The organism is Ruegeria sp. CDSB117 (assembly GCF_059611005.1).
Genome location: NZ_JBXWOS010000035.1, coordinates 1 through 24,134, shown reverse-complemented (window position 1 = coordinate 24,134; position 24,134 = coordinate 1). Strand labels below are relative to the sequence as shown.

General features: G+C 54.7%; 16 protein-coding genes and 2 pseudogenes. 6 read left to right on the top strand and 12 right to left on the bottom strand.

What is annotated here, in order from left to right:
* Both AC2FJC_RS22305 and AC2FJC_RS22300 read left to right on the top strand, forming a co-directional pair.
* Positions 1-617 (top strand): GNAT family N-acetyltransferase (locus AC2FJC_RS22305; RefSeq protein ID WP_496741791.1); only part of this gene is annotated, 617 nt, incomplete at its 5' end.
* Between the two features lie 170 nt (positions 618-787).
* The gene (locus AC2FJC_RS22300; protein WP_496741789.1) at positions 788-1,531 is read left to right on the top strand and encodes an IS110 family transposase; all 744 of its coding nucleotides are present in this window, start codon (positions 788-790) and stop codon (positions 1,529-1,531) included.
* Positions 1,532-1,738: 207 nt separating this feature from the next.
* Here AC2FJC_RS22300 and AC2FJC_RS22295 read toward each other — a convergent pair whose 3' ends face one another.
* Positions 1,739-4,939: a DUF8508 domain-containing protein gene (locus AC2FJC_RS22295; protein WP_496741788.1), complete on the bottom strand. Its 3,201-nt coding sequence runs from the start codon at positions 4,937-4,939 to the stop codon at positions 1,739-1,741.
* A gap of 559 nt (positions 4,940-5,498) precedes the next feature.
* Here AC2FJC_RS22295 and AC2FJC_RS22290 point away from each other — a divergent pair.
* Positions 5,499-6,380 carry an NAD(P)-dependent oxidoreductase gene (locus AC2FJC_RS22290; protein WP_496741786.1) on the top strand — a complete coding sequence of 294 codons (882 nt, stop codon included), beginning with the start codon at positions 5,499-5,501 and terminating at the stop codon, positions 6,378-6,380.
* A gap of 101 nt (positions 6,381-6,481) precedes the next feature.
* Positions 6,482-7,153, top strand: a complete 672-nt coding sequence (locus AC2FJC_RS22285; RefSeq protein ID WP_496741784.1) for an HAD family hydrolase — start codon at positions 6,482-6,484, stop codon at positions 7,151-7,153.
* A gap of 698 nt (positions 7,154-7,851) precedes the next feature.
* Here the strand turns inward: AC2FJC_RS22285 and AC2FJC_RS22280 are convergent.
* The 9 genes from AC2FJC_RS22280 to AC2FJC_RS22240 all read right to left on the bottom strand — a co-directional run bounded on the left by AC2FJC_RS22280 (position 7,852) and on the right by AC2FJC_RS22240 (position 16,440).
* Positions 7,852-8,949, bottom strand: a complete 1,098-nt coding sequence (locus AC2FJC_RS22280; protein ID WP_496741782.1) for a M56 family metallopeptidase — start codon at positions 8,947-8,949, stop codon at positions 7,852-7,854.
* Positions 8,936-9,331, bottom strand: a complete 396-nt coding sequence (locus AC2FJC_RS22275) for a BlaI/MecI/CopY family transcriptional regulator (protein ID WP_496741780.1) — start codon at positions 9,329-9,331, stop codon at positions 8,936-8,938. Before AC2FJC_RS22275 ends, AC2FJC_RS22280 begins: the two co-directional genes overlap by 14 nt.
* Positions 9,332-9,397: 66 nt before the next feature.
* Entirely contained in the window at positions 9,398-9,802 is a 405-nt protein-coding gene (locus AC2FJC_RS22270) for a DUF2160 domain-containing protein (RefSeq protein ID WP_496741778.1), read from the bottom strand.
* 8 nt (positions 9,803-9,810) lie between these two features.
* On the bottom strand, positions 9,811-10,608 hold the full coding sequence (locus AC2FJC_RS22265) for a carbohydrate ABC transporter permease (RefSeq protein ID WP_058274621.1): 798 nt from the start codon (positions 10,606-10,608) through the stop codon (positions 9,811-9,813).
* On the bottom strand, positions 10,605-11,468 hold the full coding sequence (locus AC2FJC_RS22260) for a carbohydrate ABC transporter permease (RefSeq protein WP_058274620.1): 864 nt from the start codon (positions 11,466-11,468) through the stop codon (positions 10,605-10,607). The genes AC2FJC_RS22265 and AC2FJC_RS22260 overlap by 4 nt, the downstream gene beginning before the upstream one ends.
* Positions 11,465-12,541, bottom strand: coding sequence for an ABC transporter ATP-binding protein (locus AC2FJC_RS22255; RefSeq protein ID WP_496741776.1), 1,077 nt, complete (start codon positions 12,539-12,541; stop codon positions 11,465-11,467). The genes AC2FJC_RS22260 and AC2FJC_RS22255 overlap by 4 nt, the downstream gene beginning before the upstream one ends.
* A 1-nt stretch (position 12,542) precedes the next feature.
* Positions 12,543-13,592: an ABC transporter ATP-binding protein gene (locus tag AC2FJC_RS22250; RefSeq protein ID WP_496741774.1), complete on the bottom strand. Its 1,050-nt coding sequence runs from the start codon at positions 13,590-13,592 to the stop codon at positions 12,543-12,545.
* A gap of 82 nt (positions 13,593-13,674) precedes the next feature.
* Positions 13,675-15,414, bottom strand: a complete 1,740-nt coding sequence (locus AC2FJC_RS22245) for an ABC transporter substrate-binding protein (protein ID WP_496741772.1) — start codon at positions 15,412-15,414, stop codon at positions 13,675-13,677.
* A gap of 678 nt (positions 15,415-16,092) precedes the next feature.
* Positions 16,093-16,440, bottom strand: a complete 348-nt coding sequence (locus AC2FJC_RS22240) for a DUF4143 domain-containing protein (protein ID WP_496741770.1) — start codon at positions 16,438-16,440, stop codon at positions 16,093-16,095.
* 60 nt (positions 16,441-16,500) lie between these two features.
* On the opposite strand from AC2FJC_RS22240, the pseudogene AC2FJC_RS22235 reads away from it, so the two are divergent.
* A pseudogene (locus AC2FJC_RS22235) lies at positions 16,501-16,683 on the top strand (DDE-type integrase/transposase/recombinase); the annotation flags it as partial.
* A gap of 311 nt (positions 16,684-16,994) precedes the next feature.
* On the opposite strand, the gene AC2FJC_RS22230 reads toward AC2FJC_RS22235, so the two are convergent.
* A complete protein-coding gene (locus AC2FJC_RS22230) occupies positions 16,995-22,337 on the bottom strand; it encodes an autotransporter domain-containing protein (protein WP_496741768.1) in 5,343 nt (1,780 codons plus the stop codon).
* Between the two features lie 426 nt (positions 22,338-22,763).
* Positions 22,764-23,657, bottom strand: a complete 894-nt coding sequence (locus AC2FJC_RS22225) for a LysR family transcriptional regulator (RefSeq protein ID WP_496741766.1) — start codon at positions 23,655-23,657, stop codon at positions 22,764-22,766.
* 230 nt (positions 23,658-23,887) lie between these two features.
* Between AC2FJC_RS22225 and AC2FJC_RS22220 the strand changes: the two are divergent.
* Positions 23,888-23,989: pseudogene (locus tag AC2FJC_RS22220) on the top strand (IS6 family transposase); the annotation flags it as partial.
* Positions 23,990-24,134: the final 145 nt, after the last annotated feature.

Below are 24,134 nucleotides of genomic sequence, written 5' to 3'. Positions count from 1 at the left end.
TACGGCGTGTCGCAAACGAGCACATGACAAAAATCACCTTCACGCGCCTACCCGAGATTGCGGAGCATATGTCCGATCCAGCTCTGGCTCTGCACATGCCTTTGCTCCAAGGCAATTGGGATGAGCGGCGCACAGCTGACTTCGTGGCAATGAAGGAAGCCAAGTGGGCGCAGGACGGGTTGGGCCATTGGGCAATTCTGGCGGACGGCGCGTATGTGGGATGGGGCGGCTTTCAGCGTGAAGGTTCTGACTGGGATTACGATCTCGTGCTGAAACCCTCGGCCTTCGGGTTGGGGATGAGGATAACCGCTCAAGCGCTGGAGTTTGCGCACGGCGAAGATCGTATCCCATCCGTGACGCTCCTGCTTCCTCCTAGTCGCACAAAATTGGGGGCTTTGAAGCGCATGGGCGCAAGGTTTGAGGGCGAGATGACATACGATGGATCGATGTTCCGAAAGTATCGCCTTGTAACCAGCACCCCTCGAGCCGGCCCATGGCCGGCCGTCGACTTGCAATCAGGTTTCAGCGATCGCAACCCGCATTGCAGATGCGGTGGATGGCCCCCCGCTCCCGACGTCGCAATGCGCCATAGTTCAGGTGTCATGATCGGCGATTGAGAGGAGCCACCCCCATGCAGGATATCGCCGCTGGCCTGGATTTGACCAAGAACATCTTTCATGTGCACGGCGTCACGGATGACAGGCAAGATGTGTAACCGGCCTTTACGCTGACCTCAGGTCCTTGTGTTTTTCCAGCTTCTTGCGCCATGTTTGGTCGGAATCGAGGCTTGTTCGTCCAGCCACTACTGGGCGTATCGACTTTCGAAACTAGGTCATTCAGTCCGGCTGATGCCGCCGACGTACGTCAAACCCTATATATAGCGGGCAAATCCGATGCTTTGGATGCAGAAGCGATCTGCGAGGCGGTGACGCAACCGACCATGCGGTTTGTCGAAATCAAATCCGAAGAGCAACAAGCACTTCTATCGTTGCATCAGGCGCGCGACTTCGTCGTTCGTCAGCGCACTCAACTGATCAACATGCTGCGCAGCCTTGCAACTGAGTTCGGCATCACCATTGCGCGCGGAGTCGCCCGCGCCATCGATTTTGCGAAATGGATCGTCAAAGGAGGCCATGCCGAACTGCCTGAGTTGGCTCAAGATGCTCTTCGGGTCCTCAGCCGGCAGTTGATCGACCTGCACAATCGTCTTGGCTGGTACAAGATCACGATGCGCATCAAGGTCAGCGGTCAAAACCGCATAAACAGGCCGGACACAAGACCGCTTCTGAAAAGACACGCAAAACCACATTTAACCCTTTGCTATGCGGGCGCCATCCACACAAGACATTCGCAGTATGCGGATTTCACCTGCAGCCAAACTGACGCTTCGCGCGTCGTTGCAGCCCAACTCTTTGATGGAATAGACATTCACCAACTAAGGTCCTCGTCGTCGGCGCGGATCGCGGCATTGTACGGCTCTGAACCCCTTTTGGACAATGCCGTGCGAGGCACTAGTGGCTGGCAGCAATAACAAAGTTGCGGATGTATATTTTTCTGGACGTCAGATCAGATCAAACTTGCACGATTGTGATGCACAGTTCTTTTTTGCGACGCATCACATTCAATGGCTCAAGCTGGCTAATCCATTCTGTTCGAGGTTTCGAGTGTTCATGATGCGGTAATATTTGCATGCGGTTTGCCACACGGTAGTACCAGGGTGACACCGTGTGGCATTGCTTTAGGCAATCAGGTTCTGATCGATCACTTCGAACGCGAATTCGTCGACTGTAAACATGGTGTCATCTAATGCTGACAGCTCAACTGCGTCAAAGGTCGTACGCCCCAGCGATCCTGAGAATTCGCCGTCGTCAGCATCCGCCACCATGGTGCCGACAAGAACACCATCATCGTAGAAGGCAACCTCGACCTCACCGCTGCCGTGACTGTCGCCAAAGCTGAAGATGAATTCCACCGCTTCCAGGTCCGTGTCTTCCAGCGCAATTCTGAGGCTTTCGTCACCATCAACCGATGCAGCACCGCGGCTAAACAACGAGTCGTCGAATGAGAACACGCCAATCGCCCCATGTTTGATCGCAACCAGCTCGAAATTGGTTGGATCGATCGCATCCACTTTGATACCCACATCCGAAAACGTGAGACTGTTGCGCACCGGGCCAAGCCGGTCGACATCCACAACTTCGCCATCGATGCTTTCAAAGGCCTTGGTTTTGAACCAGCGGCCCGCTTCGAACTCAACGGCCAAACTCTGGGTTTCTGGAATGAACAGGCTTGCCACCATGGGATCGTGATCCGAGGCGCGCCCGCTGGTTGCGGCAAACTCCGAATTGACATGGACGATGTCAACCAGTGCGCCGGAATGCAGATCCTCGGACACCAGAATATGGTCCAACGACTGGCTGTTGCCCTGAAACTCAAAGCTATAGCGTTCGTCTTCCGGAATATCGTTTGTTAGGTTGACGAGATCGGTATTGGCCTCAAGGTCAGCTACGGGTGAGACAAATTCAAACTCGTTGAAGTCACCCAACACAACAGCATTGGCGCCATCACCCAGCCCGTTGACGAAATCCTGAACGGCCTGGCTCTGGGCCTGGCGCTCATCCAGACTGCCGTTCACATCAACGTCTTCTTGGCGAGCGGCAAAGTCCTGTTCGGTTCCCAGAATAGGCGCAGAACCACCTTTGGATGAAAAGTGATTGTTGACCACCGTGACGGTTTCACCGTTGAAAACAAAATCTGCAACCAACGGCAAACGTGCGCCCTCAAAGGCCTCGCCTTCACCTTGCCCACCGATGGTCTGCACGGATCCCTCCACTAACGAGACACGATCCGGATTGTAGAGAAAGGCGGTGCGGATATTGCCACCGGGCTGACCCCCGGATGTTCCGTCCCCGATAAAGGTGTTGTCGATCACCTCATAAGCCGGACCACCCGCCGCCAGGATAGCCGCGGCCAGTTCCGCCAGGGTTTCCGACGCCGAAACGGTTCCGTCATCGTCCGATCCCGAATTGTCCTGCACCTCTTGCAGACCAATGATGTCCGGGCTGTTGAGGTTATTGGTGATCTGCTCGGCAATGGCGGCAAACCGACCGTCGGCAACGTCCTGGTCGCCGTCGCCATCATTGGGGTCGAGGTTAAGAACATTGTATGTGGCAATCGTCAGCTCGTTGCTTGAACTGGCGAGTGTGGTCGTTTCCTGTTCCAACCCGGCTGACTGGATATTCGGTGTAAAATCCTCGGTCGGCAGGATTTCGTAATTTCCGAAACTATAGCCCACCACACCCGTGACGTCGCCAAGGTGATCGCCGACATTCACTGTGGGAAAGTCGAAATCGAAAATCCCACTGTCTTCGTCGATCTGGATTTTCTCAGGATTGAAGTCGTCTGGCGAGATATTTAGCGTTCCGCGCTCTGAAAGACCAGTTGCGCCACTGCCCTGATCGGCAACCGCAAAGATTTCACCGAACCGGCTGGTTCCGCTGACGGCTTGCAGATCGGTGGCGGTCACGCGCATCCCTTCCAGGCTTTCGAAGAAATCGATACCGTCCTGGGTTGGATCGAATGAGGCAAACGCATCATCGTCGATGCTTTGATTTGGAACAGACCGCTCACCCGGATCATTGCCAATCAGAACCGCCTCAGGCAACTCATTGCCCGATGACTGCACCTCAAGGTCGAAAACATCGGTCAGTTGTGTGGTCGGCAGGTTGCGGCTGCTGGTGCCGCCGGGAAAAAACTCGGCAACCGTCCCACCCACAGAAATGGCATCGCCCACGGTGACGGTCGGGTTCGATCCAGTGAACACAAAAATCGCATCCGAGGTCGCATCGTTGCCGTCGCCATCAGGGTCCTGCAGATAGAACCCGTTGGAATCCACCGCGGTGACTATGCCGCTGGTTGAAACCATATCGCCCAGAACACTCGACGGTCCGGCGGGCAGGTTCGCGAAGAAATCGGCAACCGTTTGTCCATCTTCCAGAACAAATTCAGACACGTGGCCTGCGCCCTGGATTTCATAGATCGACACGATTTCAATGTCGCTTGCCGAGATGGACACCTCGACAACAGGGGCCAGAATACCGTCGAATGCGGGATCGTCCGAGGTTACCGTGTGCTGAATGTCCACGACCTCGGCCGCTTCGGGCAAATCGTCGTCAACGGCGGTGACGGCGATTTGTTGAGGCTGGTCAAAGTTGGTAGCGTCAAACACCAGTTCAGTTGGCACGACGTCAAGATCAGCCCCTGCGGCTATGGTGATCGTGACCGGCTGTTCGGGCGCGACTGACAACGTGACTTCATATGTATCTGCCATTCCCCCTTCATCGGTCGTCAGGTCCAAATCATTTATGATGACCGATGGCGAGGGCGCGGCATCCGTGACGGTGAACCCCGCAGGTTCAACATCTTCAATCCTGGTATTGCTGGTTTTCCAGTTGGCCGGGTCGTTGATGGCGGCCTGTAATTCGGCCTTTGTACCGGAAAGCGGGCCGCTATAAACACCGTTGTCGGTTTCGGTGAGGGCAATTGCGCTGGTGCCGACGGTCAACCCCGAGGGCAGTGCAGACGTATTCGACGATGTTGCGTCAGGCTCATATCCGTCCCCATTGAAATGAACCGATGCGACAAAACTGGGCGTGTCGTCGTCACCCTGATACGCGTGGATCTGATCACCGCTGGCCGAAAAGTTCGGCCCGGTAAATGCGGGGTTGATCACCGTACCCGCAGCAATGTTTGCGGGTGCCGTCCAGACGAATATACCCTCACTGCTGCGGAAACCGCCGGCTGCGAACCAACCGTTATCAGTGAACTTGATCTCGGTTCCTGCCTCGATGTCGGTCAAAGCAACAAATGTGAACTCGTCGGGATTGTCGGAATTGAACCCGGTAAACGCAATGTCACCCGCAGCCAGTGTAGTAACCATGTGAGCCTCGCTTTTTTGATCTGGTGAAAAAACAGCGGGTCGGGATCCGACTCGCCTCAGCACAACTCACGGTAGCTCAACCTGGAGATGTTAGTTACATGCCTGTTCGTAGCCGGCCTAATACGGCGAAGCTTTGCCGTCTGAAATCACGGCAAGGTATTTCGATCTGTGTTCTGCAGTCCAACGCTCTACGATCCGAGCCCAGGGTCTCCGTATTTTCTTGGGATGTCGGCCGGTACCGTCATGTGACTTTTTCGACGTAACTGGCGGGAAACCTTCGCTACCGACGAAATTTTAGTCTGGATGTGACGGCAGTAGGATGGACCAAGCCCTCGTGTAACTGACTTGTTCGAACTGTTGCGCACGGCCCGAACCGGATGAGGTGGATGGCTCCTTTCCTAGCAGTCGATGACAACTGCACTTTGGCACATTCGATGCCGGTGGAGCAGGAGCCACCCACCTCATCCGTTTTGAGCTCAAAGCGGAATATTAGATTCCCCGGCTCTCCCCTGTCATCCGTGATATCGTTTACAGGCTTGCGGTTGGTAAGCGGGGCACAATGGGGGAATTGGGGATGACGAGCGACATTACAGTTGTTGGACTGGGCGCAATGGGAACTGCTCTGGCAACCGCGCTCTTGGACTCCGGGCGTAACGTTACCGTCTGGAACCGCACGCAGGACAAAATGACCTCCTTGGTGGATCGGGGTGCGCGGGTGGCTGATGATTTGGATGAGGCCATTTCGGCAAGCCCCAGGACATTGATCTGCCTTCTCAACTACTCAACCACAAACGCTCTTTTTGATACTCCTCCAGTCTCAAAGGCGGCCGCCGGTAGAAACATTATTCAGCTTGGCACTTCGTCGCCGCAAGAATCAGAGGACAGTAGAAAGCAATTTAACAATTGGGGCGCAGGTTACCTTGACGGCACGATAATGTGTTGGCCAGGCGATATCGGAACGTCAACCGGCCGGATAGCGGTCGCCGGAGACGAAATCGCATTTTCAGATAGCAAGGCAAACCTTGACGTACTCGCCGGCGATTTACGCTACTTGGGTTCGAACGTCCGCTCGGCAGCGACTTTGGAGCTTGCGTTTCTTTCACGCCTCCTTGGCATCATATTTGGGAGTATTCATGGATCGCTCGTCTGCGAAGCAGAGGGATTGCCTGTGTCTGAGTTCACGTCCATCCTTCCCGCAGGTGACAGGGCTATCCCACTTACCGAAGCAATCCATGCAGGTTCCTTCGACGAGATTTCTGGCGGCGGCGCATCAGTTGAAGTGGCGGGAGAGGCGGTCACTGGGTTGTACGATCACGCTGTTTCTATGGGTATCAACACTGAACTACCGACCTTGATGCGCAATTGGGTTAAACGCGCGCAGGACGCTGGCTTTGGAAAACAGGAAACTGCAGCAATCATCAAAGCGCTTCGGAAAAATTGAGGCGCCAATTGTCCGCTGCGTCCTGCTTTGCGGCCTTTCCAATTCGCCAGAAAACGTTCATTCAAGCTACGCACACTCAAACCTCAGCACGGCCACCCCTTATGCCTCTTCCCACTCCCCATGCCGTCGTATTCGATATGGATGGCCTGTTGCTCGACACCGAGCGTGTATCCTTCGAGGGCTTCCGTACAACGCTTGACGCTCTCGGATTGCCGCGAGACGACGACCTGTTCCGTCGGCTAGTCGGCACAAACCGTGCGCTGGGACGCCGACTTTTAACCGAAGGGCTAGCTGGGCGCATCACGCTGGAAGAATTTGATGCCGTCTGGGACGCCGAAATCGCGCAACGGCTGGCGGATTGCATCCCTGTCAAACCGGGTGCGCGCGCGATGGCAGAACACCTACGCGAGCGGGATATACCTTACATCATCGCCACCAGCACCCAGACAGAAAAGGCGCATCTGCATCTCGAGCGAGCGGGTCTCAGCGCGCTTTTTCGCGACGTAGTAGGCGGCGATCAGGTCGCTGCCAGCAAGCCTGCGCCAGATATCTACCTACATGCCACAGCACGCCTGGGTCAGGATCCGTCAAACTGCGTTGCGTTCGAGGATTCGCCCAACGGCGTCCGCGCGGCCCACGCGGCAGGCCTCATTACGGTGCAAGTCCCCGATATCGTCGCCCCCGACGCCGAACTACGTGCACTCGGGCATCACATCGCCAGCAACATCATCGCCGGGGCCCACGCGGTTGGTCTGATGGCAGTTCCGGAATAGAAAGCTGACCATCGCGCAAATGCAGCGAAAGCGCAGATTGTCCCGCCTACCTGTGAATTTGAGTCGTCTTGATCGCTGCGCTGAGCACGATTGACCGTTCTTCTCGCTGAGTAGCGGCAAGCTGACCAATGCTTGCGCAGCAGTTTTTTTGCTATGTGCTCACGCAGCACAAAACTGCGATGACCGGGTTGGGCTCGCACTGACACCTTCGCCGCGATCTGCACCAAAGCTCCTGTAACACCGGGCCACGTTTTGCCTGCGCGTGAGCTATTGGGCGATTTGTCGATGGCAACCGGTGACGCGGAAGGAGCGGCGTAGGCGAAACAGTCCGTTCTAACATCTTCTCCCAATCGTAAACGAAGTATTCTTGGGATGGACAAGGCGACAGAACAGTCAGTTAAAGCGGGGGTTTAATCCGCAAACAAGTAACGCGTTGACCCGCCCCTTGGAACTGCCACTAGATCAAACGGGGTGTTTGAGTCAGTGCGGCAAAACTGTGTATTGTCCTCTCACACACTATCTTTACCTGGCACCGAGCGTCCCCGAAGTCCGGCGGGTTATAGATCGCACTTATGCGAAACTGAAAGAAGCTTGAAAAAACGGCTGAACGGAAGCGTTACAAAACGCCAGAATCCAATATTCTTGTATGTCGTTCTGACGCCGTCGAACTGGTTCAAACCGGAACTTTACAGCAGCGGTCAATTTCCTTGATTTCTAGCTTCCAGACGCTCCAGATTTACAACTGTGGAAAGCATTAGCCGATCATGGCTCCAATCCTGAGTTTGACGGATTGATGCAGAACCAATGGCAAGGACTGTAGCCAAGGTTAATGTCATCCCGAGAAACGCTGCTGGTAAGTGTGTCGTCGTGATTGGCGCCTCAGTCAGCGCGACTACGCGTTGCCGCAATACATGCTTTGCCTTGGTGCCGTTCACCAAAGCCACGTGAAGAACGCGTGGGTTACTCAAAGCGACTGACCGCGCACAATAGTCCAACAGGCAAGCGGTATAATCTTTTGCGTTGATCCCTTTGCGCGACACAACAGATTGATCACAGGCCAGTTCCCGAAGTCGGTCAAACTGATGCTTCAATACAAGATAAGCCGGGTTCCAGAACAATACTGGTCGCAGGAGTTCGAAGCCCAATTCCCACTCCACATCCCTAGCACGGATATGCTGGAACTCATGAGCCAGCGCGAACCGGAGTTCGGCTGGCGCGTTCAACAGATGGCTGGGCAAAACGACATGCCGACGACGCAAGCCCCGCACGGCAAAGGGCACGGTTACACGGTCGGACAGGCGAATATCTACATTCGATGAGCGGCGCCAAAGGAAGCTGGATTTTACAGCCTTACGAATAGCCCAAGCATCGCGCATAACCCTGATCGCCAACATTGCCGAAATCAGCGCCAGCGCAATCGACGCGTAGGTTACAAAGGCATTGTTGCCTGACAATACGTGATCAATCCATCGCTCGCGACTGTTCAGCAGCGCTTCAAATTGCGCTGCTGGCATAGCGATGTCGCCGCGCAAGTAAGCGGCAACAGCAAAGTCACCCAGTGCCACTGCACGTCCCGGCCAAACCAGACCGGCAAGTGTCGAAACACCCAATGCCAAAATCGGGCTCAGTACAACACAGATGCACAGCGTCTTGAGGGAACGGAGTTGCGCAACAAAGCCATATCGCATCGATGTACGACCCAACGCCGCGCGGGCAGCCAGCCAAATTAACGCTGACAATCCAAGCACAATATTGAACTCGAGAAACGCGTCGAGAACCGGTTTAACCGCCGTCATTTTGCAGTCTCCTCTCTACCAGTGCTCGAATTTCCTCCAGATCATCTTCTGTCAGTCCCGCATCGTCGACCAGCCGTGCAACTAACGTTGCAGGGGTGTCGTCGAACAACGTCCGGGAAAGATTTTGCAGCGAACGCGACTGATACCTGTCTTTTTCCAGAAGTGGCCGATACGTCAGCGACTTGCCGTTTTTCTTACTTTCTACAAATCCTTTTTCATCGAGGATGCGCAAAATTGTTGCGCCAGATGTGTAGGCCAGATTTCGATCCGGCGGCAAACGATCAAGAACGTCACGGACCGAGCCCTGACCCAGCGCCCAGAGCTCGTTCATGAACTCCAGCTCTACTTCGGTCAGTAAGTTTGTTGTTTTTTTCTTTCGCATCAGTCTCGGTGTCGCCATTTTTTAGTATGCCTGACAGACAAGCATCCTTTCGCAGTTTCGCAAAGCTTAAACTTTCCAGAAGACGAAGATGCCCCAACCGATGGACAAAAACAGCGGCGTCCAAACCGGTTGCCCAACCAATCCGAGCCAGGCCAGAAAGATGTAGGCAGCCCCGAGAAGCGTGATGAAGAGACGATCGCCGAGCGTGGTGGTCAGACCCAATACGCCGCGCCGCTCAATCCCGTCGCGATATTTGAAGCCTTCTAGAACGCCAATCAGCGCGATGGCTGAGAATATCCCAACGAAAACCGCAAGTGTCGCAGGCGTCCAGGCCATCCAGAATTCGGGCCACAAAGGGTCGGTCCAGGAAAATCCCTTTTCCTCTTGTTGGCCAACGTTGCCCCATCCGGTCTGAGCCTGAGCCAAGGCCGTCGTGGGTAGGAAGGGGAGGATGAGAAGAAGTTTACGCATATCGAACCTCATACACGACCCATCGCGAAACCGCGCGCGATGTAGTTGCGGACAAACCAAATGACGATGGCTCCGGGGATGATGGTCAGGGTTCCGGCAGCGGCCAGCAGACCCAGCTCGTACCCGGCGCTGGAGGCAGTACGCGTCATCACGGCCGCGATGGGTTTAGCCTCTACCGCAGTCAGGGTCTTGGCCAACAGCATCTCGACCCACGAAAACATGAAGCAGAAGAAGGCCGCGACACCAACACCCGCTTTGATGTTCGGCAGGAAAATCGTCACGAAGAAACGTGGGAAAGAATAGCCATCCACATAGGCGGTCTCATCCAGTTCTTTGGGAATGCCGCGCATGAAACCTTCCAGGATCCAAACAGCCAACGGCACGTTGAACAGTGTATGGGCAAGTGCCACGGCCAGATATGTGTCGAACAGACCGATGGAGGAATAGAGCTGGAAGAAGGGCAGCGCGAAGACCGCAGCCGGGGCCATCCGGTTGGTCAGCAACCAGAAGAACAACTGCTTGTCGCCAAGGAACCGATAGCGCGAGAACGCATAAGCGGCGGGCAAGGCCACACAAACGGAAAGCACCGTGTTGATTGTCACGTAGGCAATCGAATTTATGTAGCCCCAATACCACGTCGGATCTGTGAAGATCGTGATGTAATTCTCCAGCGTGAAGGTCTGAGGGAATAGGGAAAAGCCCGACAGAATCTCGTTCGTGGTCTTGAAGGACATCGCCACCAGCCAATAGATCGGCAGCATCAGAAACGCGATATAGAGGATTGGGATAAGGGACCGCTTCTTCATTGCGCGTCATCCTTTGTCATCAGAGTGTAGAAGACCCAGCTGACCAGCAGCGTGATGGCGAAGTAGATCAGGCTCATCGCGGCTGCAGGGCCAAGGTCGAACTGTCCCAGAGCGATCTTCACAAGGTCGATCGACAGCAAGGTGGTTGAATTGCCGGGGCCGCCGCCGGTCAGAACGAAGGGCTCGGTATAGATGTTGAAACTGTCCATGAACCGCAGCAGTACTGCGATGGTCAGGACTGTTTTCATCTTGGGCAGCTGAATATAGCGGAACACCGACCACGGGCTGGCGCCGTCAATCTTGGCGGCCTGATAATAGGCGTCCGGGATCGATACGAGGCCTGCATAGCAGAGTAGTACGACCAATGAAGTCCAGTGCCAGACATCCATGATGACGACTGTGATCCATGCCGACAGCGGTTGCTGCGTCATGTCATAGTTGATGCCTAAAACGTCATTTAGGAAATAGCCCAGCAAGCCGATCTTGGGCAGGGTAAAGATATTCCACATCGACCCGACTACATTCCACGGGATCAGCATCGGCAGAGCCATGAGAACCAGACAAACAGGAACCCAGAACCCTTTGCGCGGCATCGACAGGGCCACAATGATGCCAAGCGGCACCTCAATCAGCAGGATCAGGAAAGTGAACAGGAACTGCCGTCCAAGCGCAGCCTGAAAACGGTCAGAGCGCAGGATCTGTTCGAACCAGCCCAGTCCCTCCCAGAAGAACTGGTTGTTGCCGAAGGTCTCCTGCACTGAGTAGTTGACCACCGTCATCATCGGCACCAGCGCATTGAAGGCGACCAGTGCCAGAACCGGTAAGACAAAGAACCATGCCTTTTGGTTTTCCGTTCTCATTGTGCCCGCTCCTCGCTAGCGATCCAGCCGTCGCGGTAGACGCGCGATTGTTCAGGTTTGAATTGCAGGAAGACTTGTGATCCCGGTTCCGGGACACTGTGTTCAGTTACCGCTTTCAGGGCCGTGTTACCGACCATGGCGCTGACCACGTAGTGACGGCCAATATCCGAGACCTTGGTTACATGTGCCGGGATACCGGTGTCACCGAACCCCACATATTCGGGGCGGATGCCCAGATCGGTGCGACCGCCATCACCATGGGTCGGACCTTCCAGCATCACTTCGTGGCCTTCGAAAACGGCGCGGTCGCCCCTGGCTTCACAGGGCAGAACGTTCATGCCGGGAGAGCCGATGAAGTGACCAACAAACGTGTGCTGAGGACGTTCGAACAGCTCAACAGGCGTGCCAATTTGAACCACTTCGCCGTCCTGCATCACGACCACCTCGTCTGCGAAGGTCAGCGCCTCGGTCTGATCGTGGGTCACGTAGATCATCGTGGCTTTGACGCGCTGATGTAGTTCTTTCAGTTTCGACCGCAGCTTCCATTTCAGGTGTGGGTCGATCACAGTCAGCGGTTCGTCGAACATCACCGCATTCACGTCATCACGCACCAAACCGCGCCCCATCGAGATCTTCTGTTTGTTGTCCGGGCTAAGGCCCGACGCGCGGGTTTTCAGCAACTCGGTGACGTCCAGCATCTCGGCGATCTCATCGACGCGGCGTTTGACTGTCGCGGCGTCGACACCTCGGTTTTTCAGCGGAAAAGCCAGGTTTTCACCCACGGTCATCGTGTCGTAGATCACCGGAAACTGGAACACCTGCGCGATATTGCGTTGATCTGGCGGCAAGGCCGTCACGTCGCGATCATCGAACAGGATCTGACCCTCAGACGGTGTCAGAAGGCCGGAAATGATGTTTAGCAACGTGGACTTCCCGCACCCTGATGGCCCCAACAGGGCATATGCCCCACCATCACGCCATGTCACGTCGATTTCCTTCAGTGCATAGTCTTCCGGACCTGCCGGCGTCGGCATGTAGCTGTGTTTTAGGTTTGAAAGCTTGATCTGTGCCATGTCAGGCTACCCTTTTGCCGTCTTGGCCGAAATACCGGCAATGGGCCGGGTTCATGAAAAAACGGTGGTCTTCGCCCACCTGATATGGGTGTACACCAGCTGCCAAAGAGACCCACGCATCGTCCCCATGCTGGAAATGAGCGCTGGAATCCGACCCTGACAATTCGGTTACAATCACCCGACCGGTCAGCTCCACATCGGCATCCGAGGTGCGGATTGGTGTCACTCGGTGCGGCCGCACTGCGACCATGTACTCGCCATCGGTCATATCCGCGACCTGCCAGCCACCTCCACCCGCCAATCGCGCTTGTGCGCCGGACACGGTGACGCGGGCCACATTGATCGGCGGATCTGAGAACACGCGCGCAGCGGCAATGTTCTCGGGGTTGCGATAGATATCAGCCGTCGGGCCGAATTGCGTAACGCGACCGTCTTCCATAAGGGCGGTATATCCACCCAAAAGCAGCGCCTCTTCGGGTTCCGAGGTGGCGTAAACCACCACCGCCCCACGACCGGCAAACAGGTCGGGTAGCTGCTCGCGCAGTTCTTCGCGCAGCTTGTAATCCAGGTTGGCCAACGGTTCATCGAGGAACACGGCTCGGCTTTCTTTTGCGATGGCTCGGGCAAGTGCGGTACGTTGTTGTTGGCCGCCTGACAGCTCATGCGGTCGGCGATGCAACATCGGGCGCAGCTGCAGCAAGTCGGCCGCCTCTTCCACGCGTCCTTCAATCTCGGATTTCGCCATCCCTGCCACACGCAAAGGCGAGGCGATGTTGTCAAAGACAGTCATATGCGGATAGTTCACGAAGAACTGGTGCACGAGGCTGATCTGCCGCTTTTGCGTGTTCAGCCTTGTGACGTCCTGCCCGTCCATCAGCACCTTACCCGAGGCGATCGGGTCCAGCCCGGCCATCATCTTGATCAGAGAGGTTTTGCCCGATCCCGTCGCGCCCAGCAGCACATTGAAATGGCCGGTTTGCAGCGTCAGGGTCGTGGGCTTGATATGGATAACGTTGCCAACGCGTTTGGTGGCATCTTGTAGTTCGATCATGTCCGTGGGTTCCGGTTCTTCAGTGCGTCGCACTGGTCTTGAGGTGGGGATGCCTGATACGGCATCCCCGGGTTTCAATGGCTTACTGAGACTGCCAGCGCTGAACCAGTTCGTCGTAGTTGACGGTTTGGCCCTGCGGCTTTTCGTTCTCAAGCTTGGCTTTGGGCGAGCCTGCTTTTTCCAACCAGAACGACGCATCCTGCGGTTCGTTCAAGCGGGGACCACAGCCACCGTAGACACCGGCGCTTTCATCCGCGGCCTGCATGCGGGCCATGGTGATGTCCATCTCTTCGGCCAGACGGTCCATCGCCTCTTGCGGGGTGAAGGCACCCGAGTTCACGTCACCGATCTGCTGCCACCAGATCTGGGCCAGCTTCGGATAGTCCGGCACGTTGATGCCGGTCGGCGACCATGCCACACGGTCAGGCGAGCGGTAGAACTCGACCAGACCACCCAGCTTGGGTGCGCGTTCGGTGAACGACTCGTGGTTGACCGAGCTGTCGCGGATGAAGGTCAGACCCACATGGGACTTCTTCACATCGACAGTCTTGGACGTCACGAACTGGGCATAGAGCCAAGCCGCCTGAGCACGATCCGCAGGGGTCGACTTCAGGAAGGTCCAGGAACCCACGTCCTGATAACCAACCTTCTGACCGTCTTCCCAGTAGGGGCCGTGCGGGCTGGGCGCCATCCGCCACAGCGGCGTACCTTCGTCATCCACGGTGTTGTTGCCTTCGGACTTCGGCTTCACCATGTCGGCGGTAAAGGCTGTGTACCAGAAGATCTGCTGGGCCACGTTGCCTTGGCTGAGCGCCGGCAGCGACTGGTAAAAGTCATAAGATGCCGCACCCGGAGGCGCGTAGTTCCGCAGCCACTCATCCCACTTGCGGATCGCATAGACCGCAGCCGGTCCGTTTGCAGCACCACCACGCGAGACGGAAGCCCCAACAGGGTTACAGGTGCCCGCTTCCATGCGGATGCCCCATTCGTCGACGGGGATACCGTTTGGCTCGCCTTTATCACCTGCACCAGCCATCGACAGCCATGCATCAGTCATACGCCAGCCCAGGTCGGGCGCACGCTTGCCGTAATCCATGTGACCATAGATCGTGGTGCCGTCGACTTCTTTTACGTCGTTGGTGAAGAAATCTGCGATGTCCTCGTAAGCTGACCAGTTGACCGGAACGCCCAGGTCATAGCCATACTTCTCTTTGAACGCGGCTTTGTTGGCCTCATCATCGAACCAGTCCTTGCGGAACCAATAGAGGTTCGCGAACTGCTGATCGGGCAGCTGATACAGCTTGCCATCCGGACCGGTGGTGAATTGAATGCCCATGAAGTCATCCAGATCCAGCGTCGGCGAGGTCGTCGCCGCCCAGTCACCACCCATCATATCGGTCAGCGGATAAGCCAGTTGCAGGCGCGAGTGGGTGCCGATCAGGTCACTGTCGTTCACGTAGCCATCATACAGGTTCCGGCCTGTCTGAAGTTGCGTCTGAACGGCCTGAACAACTTCGCCTTCACCAAGGATCTGGTGGTTGACCTTGATACCGGTGATTTCCTCGAACGCCTTGGTCAGAACCTCGGATTCGTAGGAATGTGTCGGGATGCCTTCGGACAGGACGTTGATTTCCATGCCAGCATAAGGCTGTGCAGCTTCAATGAACCACTGCATTTCCGACATCTGTTCGTCTTTCGACAAGGTCGATGGCTGGAATTCGTCGTCGATCCAACGTTGTGCTGCGGCTTCGTCGGCCCAAACGGGACCGTGCCCCGCAATGACGGCAGCAGCCGCCACTGCGGAAAGTAGATGTCTCCGCATCTCTTTCCTCCCAAAAAATTATGGTTTTCCGGCGCAAACCGGATAGCAGACAGCATCAGCGATTTTTTGCGCACCTGTCAAACTAAATTTTTAGTAATTAAGTGAGGCGCCTGGAAGCAATTGAATTTTGGAACTTTTTTGCAATTCATGAACTACAAGTGGACGGGAATGCATCTTAGGCCTGAGGATGCGTGCAGGACACTCGTATTGCTAGTGTTCATCCGCGTCAGAGCCTGATTCCTTCCTGTGACGCTGACAGCCGCTTCTAATTTAGAAGACTTATTGAGTCCCGGTGGAACAAATCACCAGATGTTCTAACAAACTACCTACCACATTGGTCTTTTCGAGCTGTCTTATATCACAGCCGACAATTGGAGGCTAAATCAATACTGCTTTGGTTTTGTAACACCCATCCTTGAAATTCTCGATGAAAGTCAACTTCGTTTCTTACAGCGTTTACCATTACTTTGAGTCAAAACTCGGATCGGGAGGTACGCTGTGACAAACTTATAGGTCGCATCGAATGTCGGCTTTCACATGACAGACATATGAAACACGAGAGCGCAGCGAATAACTGCTTCCCGCCCTTCGTGGCAGTATTTTCAATTGCAACAAGGTTCGGCCAGAGGTGGGCTACAACGTTCAATTCCGAACCCGCTACTTCCGGCCCGGTCGCTATTAAGCCTTTGCGGACGCCAGCCGTTCCATAGCACTTTTGAGGGGCATTGCCTGTACTCCCCCCGGCCCCGGCACTTCCTTCCCGTCCGCATAGCCAAGTATGCGTTCTGAGACGTCCAAATCTTCTGTCGCGATGTGAAATCCGCGCGTTACCCTGGCAGATGTCGTCCGCTTGATCTCTATGGCCCAGAGCGCGCCTCGGGGAAGCTTCAACATCAAATCAACCTCAGCGCCTGCGGAAGAGCGATAGAAGCTTGCTTCAGTTCCGCGTGCCGCAGCGGCGACCAGGCTCTCGATACAGAAGCCTTCCCAACTGCCTCTGACAACCGGATCCCGGTGGATCAACACTAACCCACATCGAGGCCTTCAAAACCTCCGATTGAAGCGTCGCGATCATTCATGCCGGATAACAACCTGATCGAGCAGGATCACAGGTTCATCAAGCGTCGCATATGCCACATGTGCGGGTTCAAGTCGTTCGCTTTAGCGGCCGCAACGCTCGACGGAATCGAAGTGTCGCACATGATCCGAAAGGGCCAACTTAAGCCCGAACTTTGTCCATTTCAGCAGTTCGCTGAGCTCGCCACCTGACTCACAAGCGATTGCTCAAACAAATCAACGGGCTCAAATCTTGGCAACACAACCGATTGATGTCACTGTGCACTTAATTACTGGATGCAGAAACATTGCCGGACATTTGGTCCGATTTTGTGCCCTTAATTCTCGTATATCCACAGGATAGCGGCGATTTTTTGCAACGGTGCGATCCGCACATCCGAGCAATTCCGCACTGTCCAAAACACTTTCTAATCGGGCGCCAAATTTGGCGATACATCCCGTTGCGACAAGGAGAAGGCTTCTTCCCCTTGTCGCGGTTGGTTCAGATCAACCATCTCATTCGATCAAAATTTGATGCTGCCCTTGATAAAGGCGCTGTTGATGCGTGTATTGTCCGAGAACCGGCCCCGATATCCAAGCTGAATGGATTTTTCGCCTTGGGTAAAGAACGTCACGCCCACTTCGACATCGGCAAACAAGTTGTCCGCATCTGTCGAGTTGGTGAAATCAGGTCCATCGCCAAGACGAGCCGTCACGGTTGTATCCGTATTGTTGAAATACGTCGCCCCGATTTTTCCGTATGCACGCAACGCCAGATTTTCGCGGATCTGCCGGTCCTGACCGAACTCCAGTGACGGGCTGACCGAGAAATAGGTCTCGCTGTTGGCGTCCACGGACAGGCCCGTTGCTGACGTCCCGGATTCCGTGAATCCGTCACGCTTCACGCGCGTCAGGTTCAAATCCAGCATAGGTTTGAGATAACCCGAGCTGCGTTCAATCAGATATGCCGCTCGCACCTGTGCCGACAGATAATCGACGTCGTAGTTCGATGTGTTCGCTGCGTTGAGGCCGCCGAACGTGACGGAACGCGTCGTGTCGAAATCGCCCACACCGCCAGAGATTGCCCCAGACAAGGCGAACCGCCCGAACGTGCGCTTCAGACTCAGGCCGACCGAATAAGAGTCAAAATCACTATCGACGCCGGACGTTGAGGAGATATCGCCAGATTCATACGCCAGGGCAAACCCGGCAAACCAATCGGGCCGGAACTCAAGCTGGCCACCCACGCTGATCCCGTAGGACCGGCTGTCGTAGCCGACAGAATCCGACGTTCCGTCCTGATCGAAATGCCGGGTCTGAGGCCGTGCCCAGAGACAGCTGCCTTCCGAGATGGCGGCGTATTCCACGCCGGTCACTTGGCACGAAAACAGCTGATTGGTGAAGTTCTGGGCGTTGACCAGTGCGGTGCTTTCACTGCTGAGAATACCCGCCGCGCCAAGTTGGTCATATGCTTCTTGCAATTCATCGGCGTTGGACACTTCGTTAAGCAAGGCGTTGGTTACCGGGGCAATGTTCTCATCCCCGTCTTCAAAGGCCACATCAATTGCATTAGCGGTGTTGCGTTGATTGGCGTTCAGCCCAGCGCCGGGAGCGGCGAAGTTTACGTTGGTCGCCAGGACCACGTCATTTGCATTGGGGAACTTCAGTTCAGCCTGCAGGATTGGGCTGATGGTGAAACCATTCAGAGTCACACCTTCGTTCGCCGTGCCACCTTCCGCAGTCAAAATTGTGAATTGCTGCGACCGGGCCGACCCGTTCAATACGTTGACGTCCACGGTACCGTTCAAGGCTGCGGTTTCTGAAACGTTCAAGCGGTCCGCCGCTCCGCTATCCAGGTCGAGATCGACGGCGAAGCGGCCACTTTCCCCCTGCACCAGTCGGCCTGTCACACTCGTGGTTACGATCGTTCCCCGCCCACCCGGAGATAGCACCCCGTCATTGGTCAAAGTGTTTCCTGCACCCAGATTGACAACGCCACCAGTGTTGAAAGTACTGCCAGCCTGGTTGTTGAAAGCATTTGTGCCGTCGCCCAGCATAATAGCACCGTTGGCTGTTGCGGTCAGTGTTCCGAAATTGTTGATCGTAGTGTTACCAGCGCCTCCGATCACAGCAGATCCACCCAGCGACGACAGGACAACCTCACCCGCCGTATTCAAAACATTCGTTGCACCCGCGGCCGAGTCAAAACGTATGGCCGAACCATCACCTGAGCCACCTTGGACAGGTGCACCATTGATGGAGACAGTGGACGTATTCATAGCTGAGCCTGTGACACGGATACCGCTGGCGCGTGCGCCCTCTGCCGAAATGTTGTCGCCGACTCGGATCGCAGTGTTGCCCCGGCCAGGGTTTTGAACTTCAATCCCGTTTGATTGGTCGCCGCGGGTCAAGATTTCGCCGGTGGACTCGATTTCAACAGTTACGGCGGTGTCACTTTCAATTTCGATGCCACGGATTTCCGCAACAATCCCGTTGGCGTCGACCCCAGCGGTTTCAATCCTGCCCGTATTGTTAACAGCAACATTCCCGACACCAGCTTCCTTGCCCGCTCCGATCCCATTCGCAGACCTTCCTGCAGTAGTGATCGCACCATTAGACTGGATTTTCACTTCCCCATCGCCGTTCAAACTAATCCCGACAATACCATTGGATGCCTCTGCCTGTGTGGCGATAACACTGTCCGAAGTAATGACCGTATCGCCCCCCTCAACGTTCAAAACCGTGACGCCGGAAGAAGATTCACCTCTTGTTGTGATATTCCCGCTGGTATCGATCTCAACGTTCCCAGTGCCCGATTTACGGACGAGAATTCCTAACGCGTTGGCACCGGCCGTCGTGATGTTCCCGGTTGCAATGACTCCGACATTATTGTCGGCATCGGGGCTAAACGAATTGATGTCGATTCCGCTCGCCGCATCGCCCTGCGTTTCGATATTTGCAGCCACATCGACAGAAATGTCCCCGACACCTTGCGTGCGCTCGGCCATGATCCCGTCGCCATTGTTGCCCGAGGTTCTGATTTCACCCAACGCACGGACCGTGATGCCGCCCGAGCCTCCCTGCTGTTGGGCACGGATTCCGTTCGCGTCTGCCCCTGATGTCGAAATGGTTCCGGTCGAGGTAATTTCGATTTCTCCGTTTCCGGAGCGGGTCGCAAGAATACCAACACCGGAGTTATTCCGGGTTGTGATGTTTCCTTGTGACGTGACCAAAATGTTACCATCAACGTTCCGCAACATTTGGGCCTCTATGCCTTGGTTCGCAGCCACGATGTTGCCGGTTTGAGTAATGTTGATGTCGTCGTTGCCATCGTAGCGAGTAACAGAAATGCCGCTGTTTGATTCCGATGTAATGTCGCCATTGGATTGGATGGCAACACTGTCACCGTCGGTCAAAACAGAAATTGCTTCCTGACGGGAAGTCAGGTCGCCAGTACTGACAATCTCAATGTCTCCCGTTGAATACAAGTCGACGAACACGGCATTACTTCTTGCGGAGATATCACCGGTGTTTGTTATCGTGACGTTGCCGTCGCCCTCGCCTTCGTCGGGAACTAGCGCACTGATTCCGTCCCCTTCGGCAGTGATATTGCCGTTCGATGAGATTGTAATATCACCGGTTGTTTCAGCGTCGATTCCGTTATCTCCGGCGGTGACGTTTCCGGTCGATGTGATTGTGATATTGTCAGTTGCGGCAGCTTCAATTCCGCCGCCGCTTGCGCGTATCTGTCCGGTTGAAGTGATGGAGATGCTGCCGTCTTCGGTCGTGCCATCCAATCCGTCATTTCTGTTGGTCGTAACATCGCCCGTTGATTCAATCGTGATGTCTCCTGCACCATCGATGTCCACCTCAATCCCATCCTGATTTGAAGTGATGTTGCCGGTGGATCTTACTGTGATATCGCCATCCCCATCGACGTCAATTCCGATGGCTTCTTCACCCGCACCGGTCTGGGTTGAGAGATTTCCGACCGAGGCCACCGTTACATTCCCGTCCTCAACATCAATTTCAATCGCGTGGCCGTTCTGGGACGCAATATCGCCCCGTGATGTTACAGACACATCGCTGGCGTCGGCGCCAATGAGAACGCCATTCGCGTACGCATCGATATTCCCTTCCGAGGCGATCGTTACGTTGCCTTCACCGTTGGCTCTGATTTCGATCGCATCTGCGCCTTCGCTGCGGGTGGTGATATCCCCGGTCGAAGTTACGGCAACAGTGCCGCTTCCGTCTTCGTTAACGAGGATCCCGTCGGAGTCCGTGCCCTGTGTGGTAATGTTCCCTGCAGATGTGATCTGCACATTGTTGCGCGACGTGGCGGTCTCAGAATTCGCGAAAATACCAGCGGAGGCGTCGCCAGTCGTGTTGATATTGCCGGTCGAGGAGATGCCGATATCTCCGTCGGCATCTCCCAAATTCTCTGCACGGATAGCATGTGCCTCTGAGCTGGCCGTCGACAAGTTACCGGTTGAGTTAATTTCGATTGCCCCGAGTTCACTTTGGACAGCACGAATGCCGCTCGCAAGGTCTTGCTGGGTTGTGATATTCCCTTGCGAAGTGATCAAGATATTGCCAACGGCACCCGGATTGAGCTGGGCATCGATGCCTGTTCCTGCAGCCGCGATGTTGCCGGTTTGGGTGATGTCAATGTTGCCGTCACTATCAGAGCGAAACACGACAATACCCCTGGCCCGTTCTGACGTAACATCACCTGTGGATTGAAGGGTGACATTGTCACCGTTGGACAGAACAAAAATTGTCTCAGCGCGCGAACTCAGGTTACCATTGTTTGCAATCTCGACATCGCCCGTGCTATTCAGATTGACGTTCAAAGCATGATTGATTGCATCAATGTCGCCATTGGTATTTATCCTAACATTGCCATCAACGTCGCTGTCGCCAGAAACATTGGTTTCAATTCCGCTTCCTCTTGCGCTGATGTCTCCGGTCGATGAGATCGAAATATTTCCGGCCGCGTCAGCTTCGATTCCGTTATCATTCGCACGTATTGTCCCAGTCGAAGTGATGGAGATGCTGCCGTCTTCGGTGGTGGCATCCAATCCGTCATTTGTGTTGGTCGTAACATCGCCTGTTGATTCAATGACGATGTTTCCAGTCCCATCGACGTCCACCTCAATACCATCCTGATTTGAAGCGATATTGCCTGTGGACCTGACGGTGATATCGCCGTCCCCGTCGACGTCAATCCTGATGGCTTCTTCACCCGCACCAGTCTGGGTTGACAGATTCCCGACCGAGTCGACCGTTACATTCCCATCCTCAACGTCAATGTCGATCGCTTCGTCTCGCACGGATGCAACATCACCCCGAGAGGTAAGTGTTACGTTGCCTGCGTCCGTACTAAGTCTGATACTGTCCCCGTTCGCATTGACGTCGCCGGTTGAGGAAACGCTAATATTGCCGTTGGGACCTTGGTGTTCCACGATAATCCCGGGGGTGTTAAGACCAGATGTAATGATCCCGCGCGACCCAGTCGTATCCGCGTTCAGTGTAAGATCCCCGGCTTCGGAAATGAAAGAGATTCCGACAACTCCGGTCGCCGGAGTTATTCCCTCTGGGTCAACATTATTCACATTCAACGTTTCAACCGGTTCTGCGACCGAGATTCCTGCCTCTAGGTCTCCGCTACAATTTACGGTTGTTCCGCTGGTCGTACATTGAGGGTCGCCGGGAACAACCTGGGCTTGAACGTCAGCAGGCATTGCCAGCGACGCAACACCAGCGGCTGAACCGATCAACGCTGATTTGATGGTTTGTCTGTCTACTTTGACAATTTTACGACGAAGTGCGATTGCACGGCGACGAGCCTTACGGTTACCGACCATTATTTCTCTACTTTTTTGCTGTTGGTCAGCCTTACCAGGACCTGACCAGATCGATGACAATTGAAGCCAACCTTTGATTGGGTCGGCTTTGGCGTCATCTACTTTGATGTGTTTGAAAGACTATCTAATGCAGATACCAGCTTACCCTCGGCATCCAAGAAATTGGTGCTGCTTGAGCCGTTCGCGCGCTGCACGGAGCCTTCAATACCGTGATAACTTTAAAAGTTACCCAACCATTTACATACTCATCCCAGTTTCCTTGCCTAACCAGGTCGACATAAGGCCCCACTTATGCCGCCCCAAAACCATTCTCAATCAACACCCAGATTCTCTTTCTTTCGAAGAGCGACTATCGGACCCTTAAACTTTTGGTCAATAAATCAACATGTATGGTTTCGATACACATAGCCTATCGCCAATGGCAATCTATAGCGAAGCCGGTGACTGACATGACCCGTTTTCCCTGAGAACTTTTACAAAAGCCGCCCCTGCCGGAGAGTGCCGCCGACCAGACACGGCAAGCACGGATGTAAGGCAAGTGACGTCCAGATCCGCCACGGGCATAGAGCAAACCTCAGGTGGACAAGGTGCGCCTTCGGGTAAGAAAGCCACGCCAAGGTTTGCACTGAGAAAGCTCATGGTATCGCATCTCGAAGTCATGGTGTGGACCTTTCCCGGCGAAACATCCGCCTCATGGAACCGCGTCAGCAGCTTTTTGTCGTAGTCGCTGAAAGGTTCCAGCAAAAGAGCCTCGTTCCCCATCATGTTGAGAGAAAACCGATTCAAATCAGAAAACCGGCTCTTTACAGACATAAACGCGAAAATTCGTTCCTCAACCCGGCTGAGTGTTTCGAAACGCTCCCAATGCCCGTCACGACCTGTCGCAACAGCAAAATCTAGGTCGCCATACTCAAGCGCACTAAATACAGCGTCGCGACTGTCACGCACGATAGTCAGCTCTGCTGCCGCAATATTTGACACTAGGGTTTGAATAGCTCCGACGATTCTATCCGCTTCGACGGCGCGCGTCATACCAATGCGATTTGATGCCCGATCTCCCTGAGAAAAATCTTCCGCCAATCGCATTGCTTGCAATGCACCCTCATAGCATTTTTGGAGCACTGGATACATCATCTGACCCAGTTCGGTCAGATGTGTCCGTGCGCGCTCTCTCCGAAACAGATCACCACCAAGCTGTTCCTCAAGGCGCTTTATTCCACGGGTTAGGGAGGGTTGCGAAACATCGCATTTTTTTGCTGCCTTTGTGAAATTGAAGGTTTCACAAACCGCAAGATAGTATTTGACCTGATTCAGTTCCATTTTGCCTTGAAGTTGATTCAAACCTGCTCGTTAATAAGTCCTAGGCGACGCCAAAATTTGCCTCAAGCCCAGGACATCCGAACTTACATTAACGTGATGAAACCGTGAGCAACGGAGCACACGAGCCGTTCAAATCCGGTTCCTCCGGAGCGGATCTATTGCGAACTTTTTACTGTTTGCCCTCCTAAGTGCCTCGAGTGAATGGCTATCAAAATTTTGATGTCGAATGACTGTTCAGGGTCTCTTTCAAAGGCGCACAGTATCCGAAGGATGTGATCCTCTTCGCCGTCTTCCTACATGCCCGTTACTGTATGTCATTTCTCGATTTGGAAGGGTTCTGTCGCAAGTTCCTTAAGCACTCTGTTTGAATTGAAACTTTTGTAATTCCGGCGATCCGAGTTTCAACTTGGGAGTGCAGAAAAGATGGTTTCATTCAAAGGTGTGCACTTCCCAAGGACGTAATCTTGCAAGCGGTCT

Excerpts from the sequence above, each read along its gene's own strand:
- AC2FJC_RS22295 (WP_496741788.1), bottom strand. The coding sequence starts at position 4,939 with ATGGTTACTACACTGGCTGCGGGTGACATTGCGTTTACCGGGTTCAAT.
- AC2FJC_RS22290 (WP_496741786.1), top strand. The coding sequence starts at position 5,499 with ATGGGGGAATTGGGGATGACGAGCGACATTACAGTTGTTGGACTGGGC.
- AC2FJC_RS22285 (WP_496741784.1), top strand. The coding sequence starts at position 6,482 with ATGCCTCTTCCCACTCCCCATGCCGTCGTATTCGATATGGATGGCCTG.
- AC2FJC_RS22280 (WP_496741782.1), bottom strand. The coding sequence starts at position 8,949 with ATGACGGCGGTTAAACCGGTTCTCGACGCGTTTCTCGAGTTCAATATT.
- AC2FJC_RS22275 (WP_496741780.1), bottom strand. The coding sequence starts at position 9,331 with ATGCGAAAGAAAAAAACAACAAACTTACTGACCGAAGTAGAGCTGGAG.
- AC2FJC_RS22270 (WP_496741778.1), bottom strand. The coding sequence starts at position 9,802 with ATGCGTAAACTTCTTCTCATCCTCCCCTTCCTACCCACGACGGCCTTG.
- AC2FJC_RS22265 (WP_058274621.1), bottom strand. The coding sequence starts at position 10,608 with ATGAAGAAGCGGTCCCTTATCCCAATCCTCTATATCGCGTTTCTGATG.
- AC2FJC_RS22260 (WP_058274620.1), bottom strand. The coding sequence starts at position 11,468 with ATGAGAACGGAAAACCAAAAGGCATGGTTCTTTGTCTTACCGGTTCTG.
- AC2FJC_RS22255 (WP_496741776.1), bottom strand. The coding sequence starts at position 12,541 with ATGGCACAGATCAAGCTTTCAAACCTAAAACACAGCTACATGCCGACG.
- AC2FJC_RS22250 (WP_496741774.1), bottom strand. The coding sequence starts at position 13,592 with ATGATCGAACTACAAGATGCCACCAAACGCGTTGGCAACGTTATCCAT.
- AC2FJC_RS22245 (WP_496741772.1), bottom strand. The coding sequence starts at position 15,414 with ATGCGGAGACATCTACTTTCCGCAGTGGCGGCTGCTGCCGTCATTGCG.
- AC2FJC_RS22230 (WP_496741768.1), bottom strand. The coding sequence starts at position 22,337 with ATGGTCGGTAACCGTAAGGCTCGTCGCCGTGCAATCGCACTTCGTCGT.
- AC2FJC_RS22225 (WP_496741766.1), bottom strand. The coding sequence starts at position 23,657 with ATGGAACTGAATCAGGTCAAATACTATCTTGCGGTTTGTGAAACCTTC.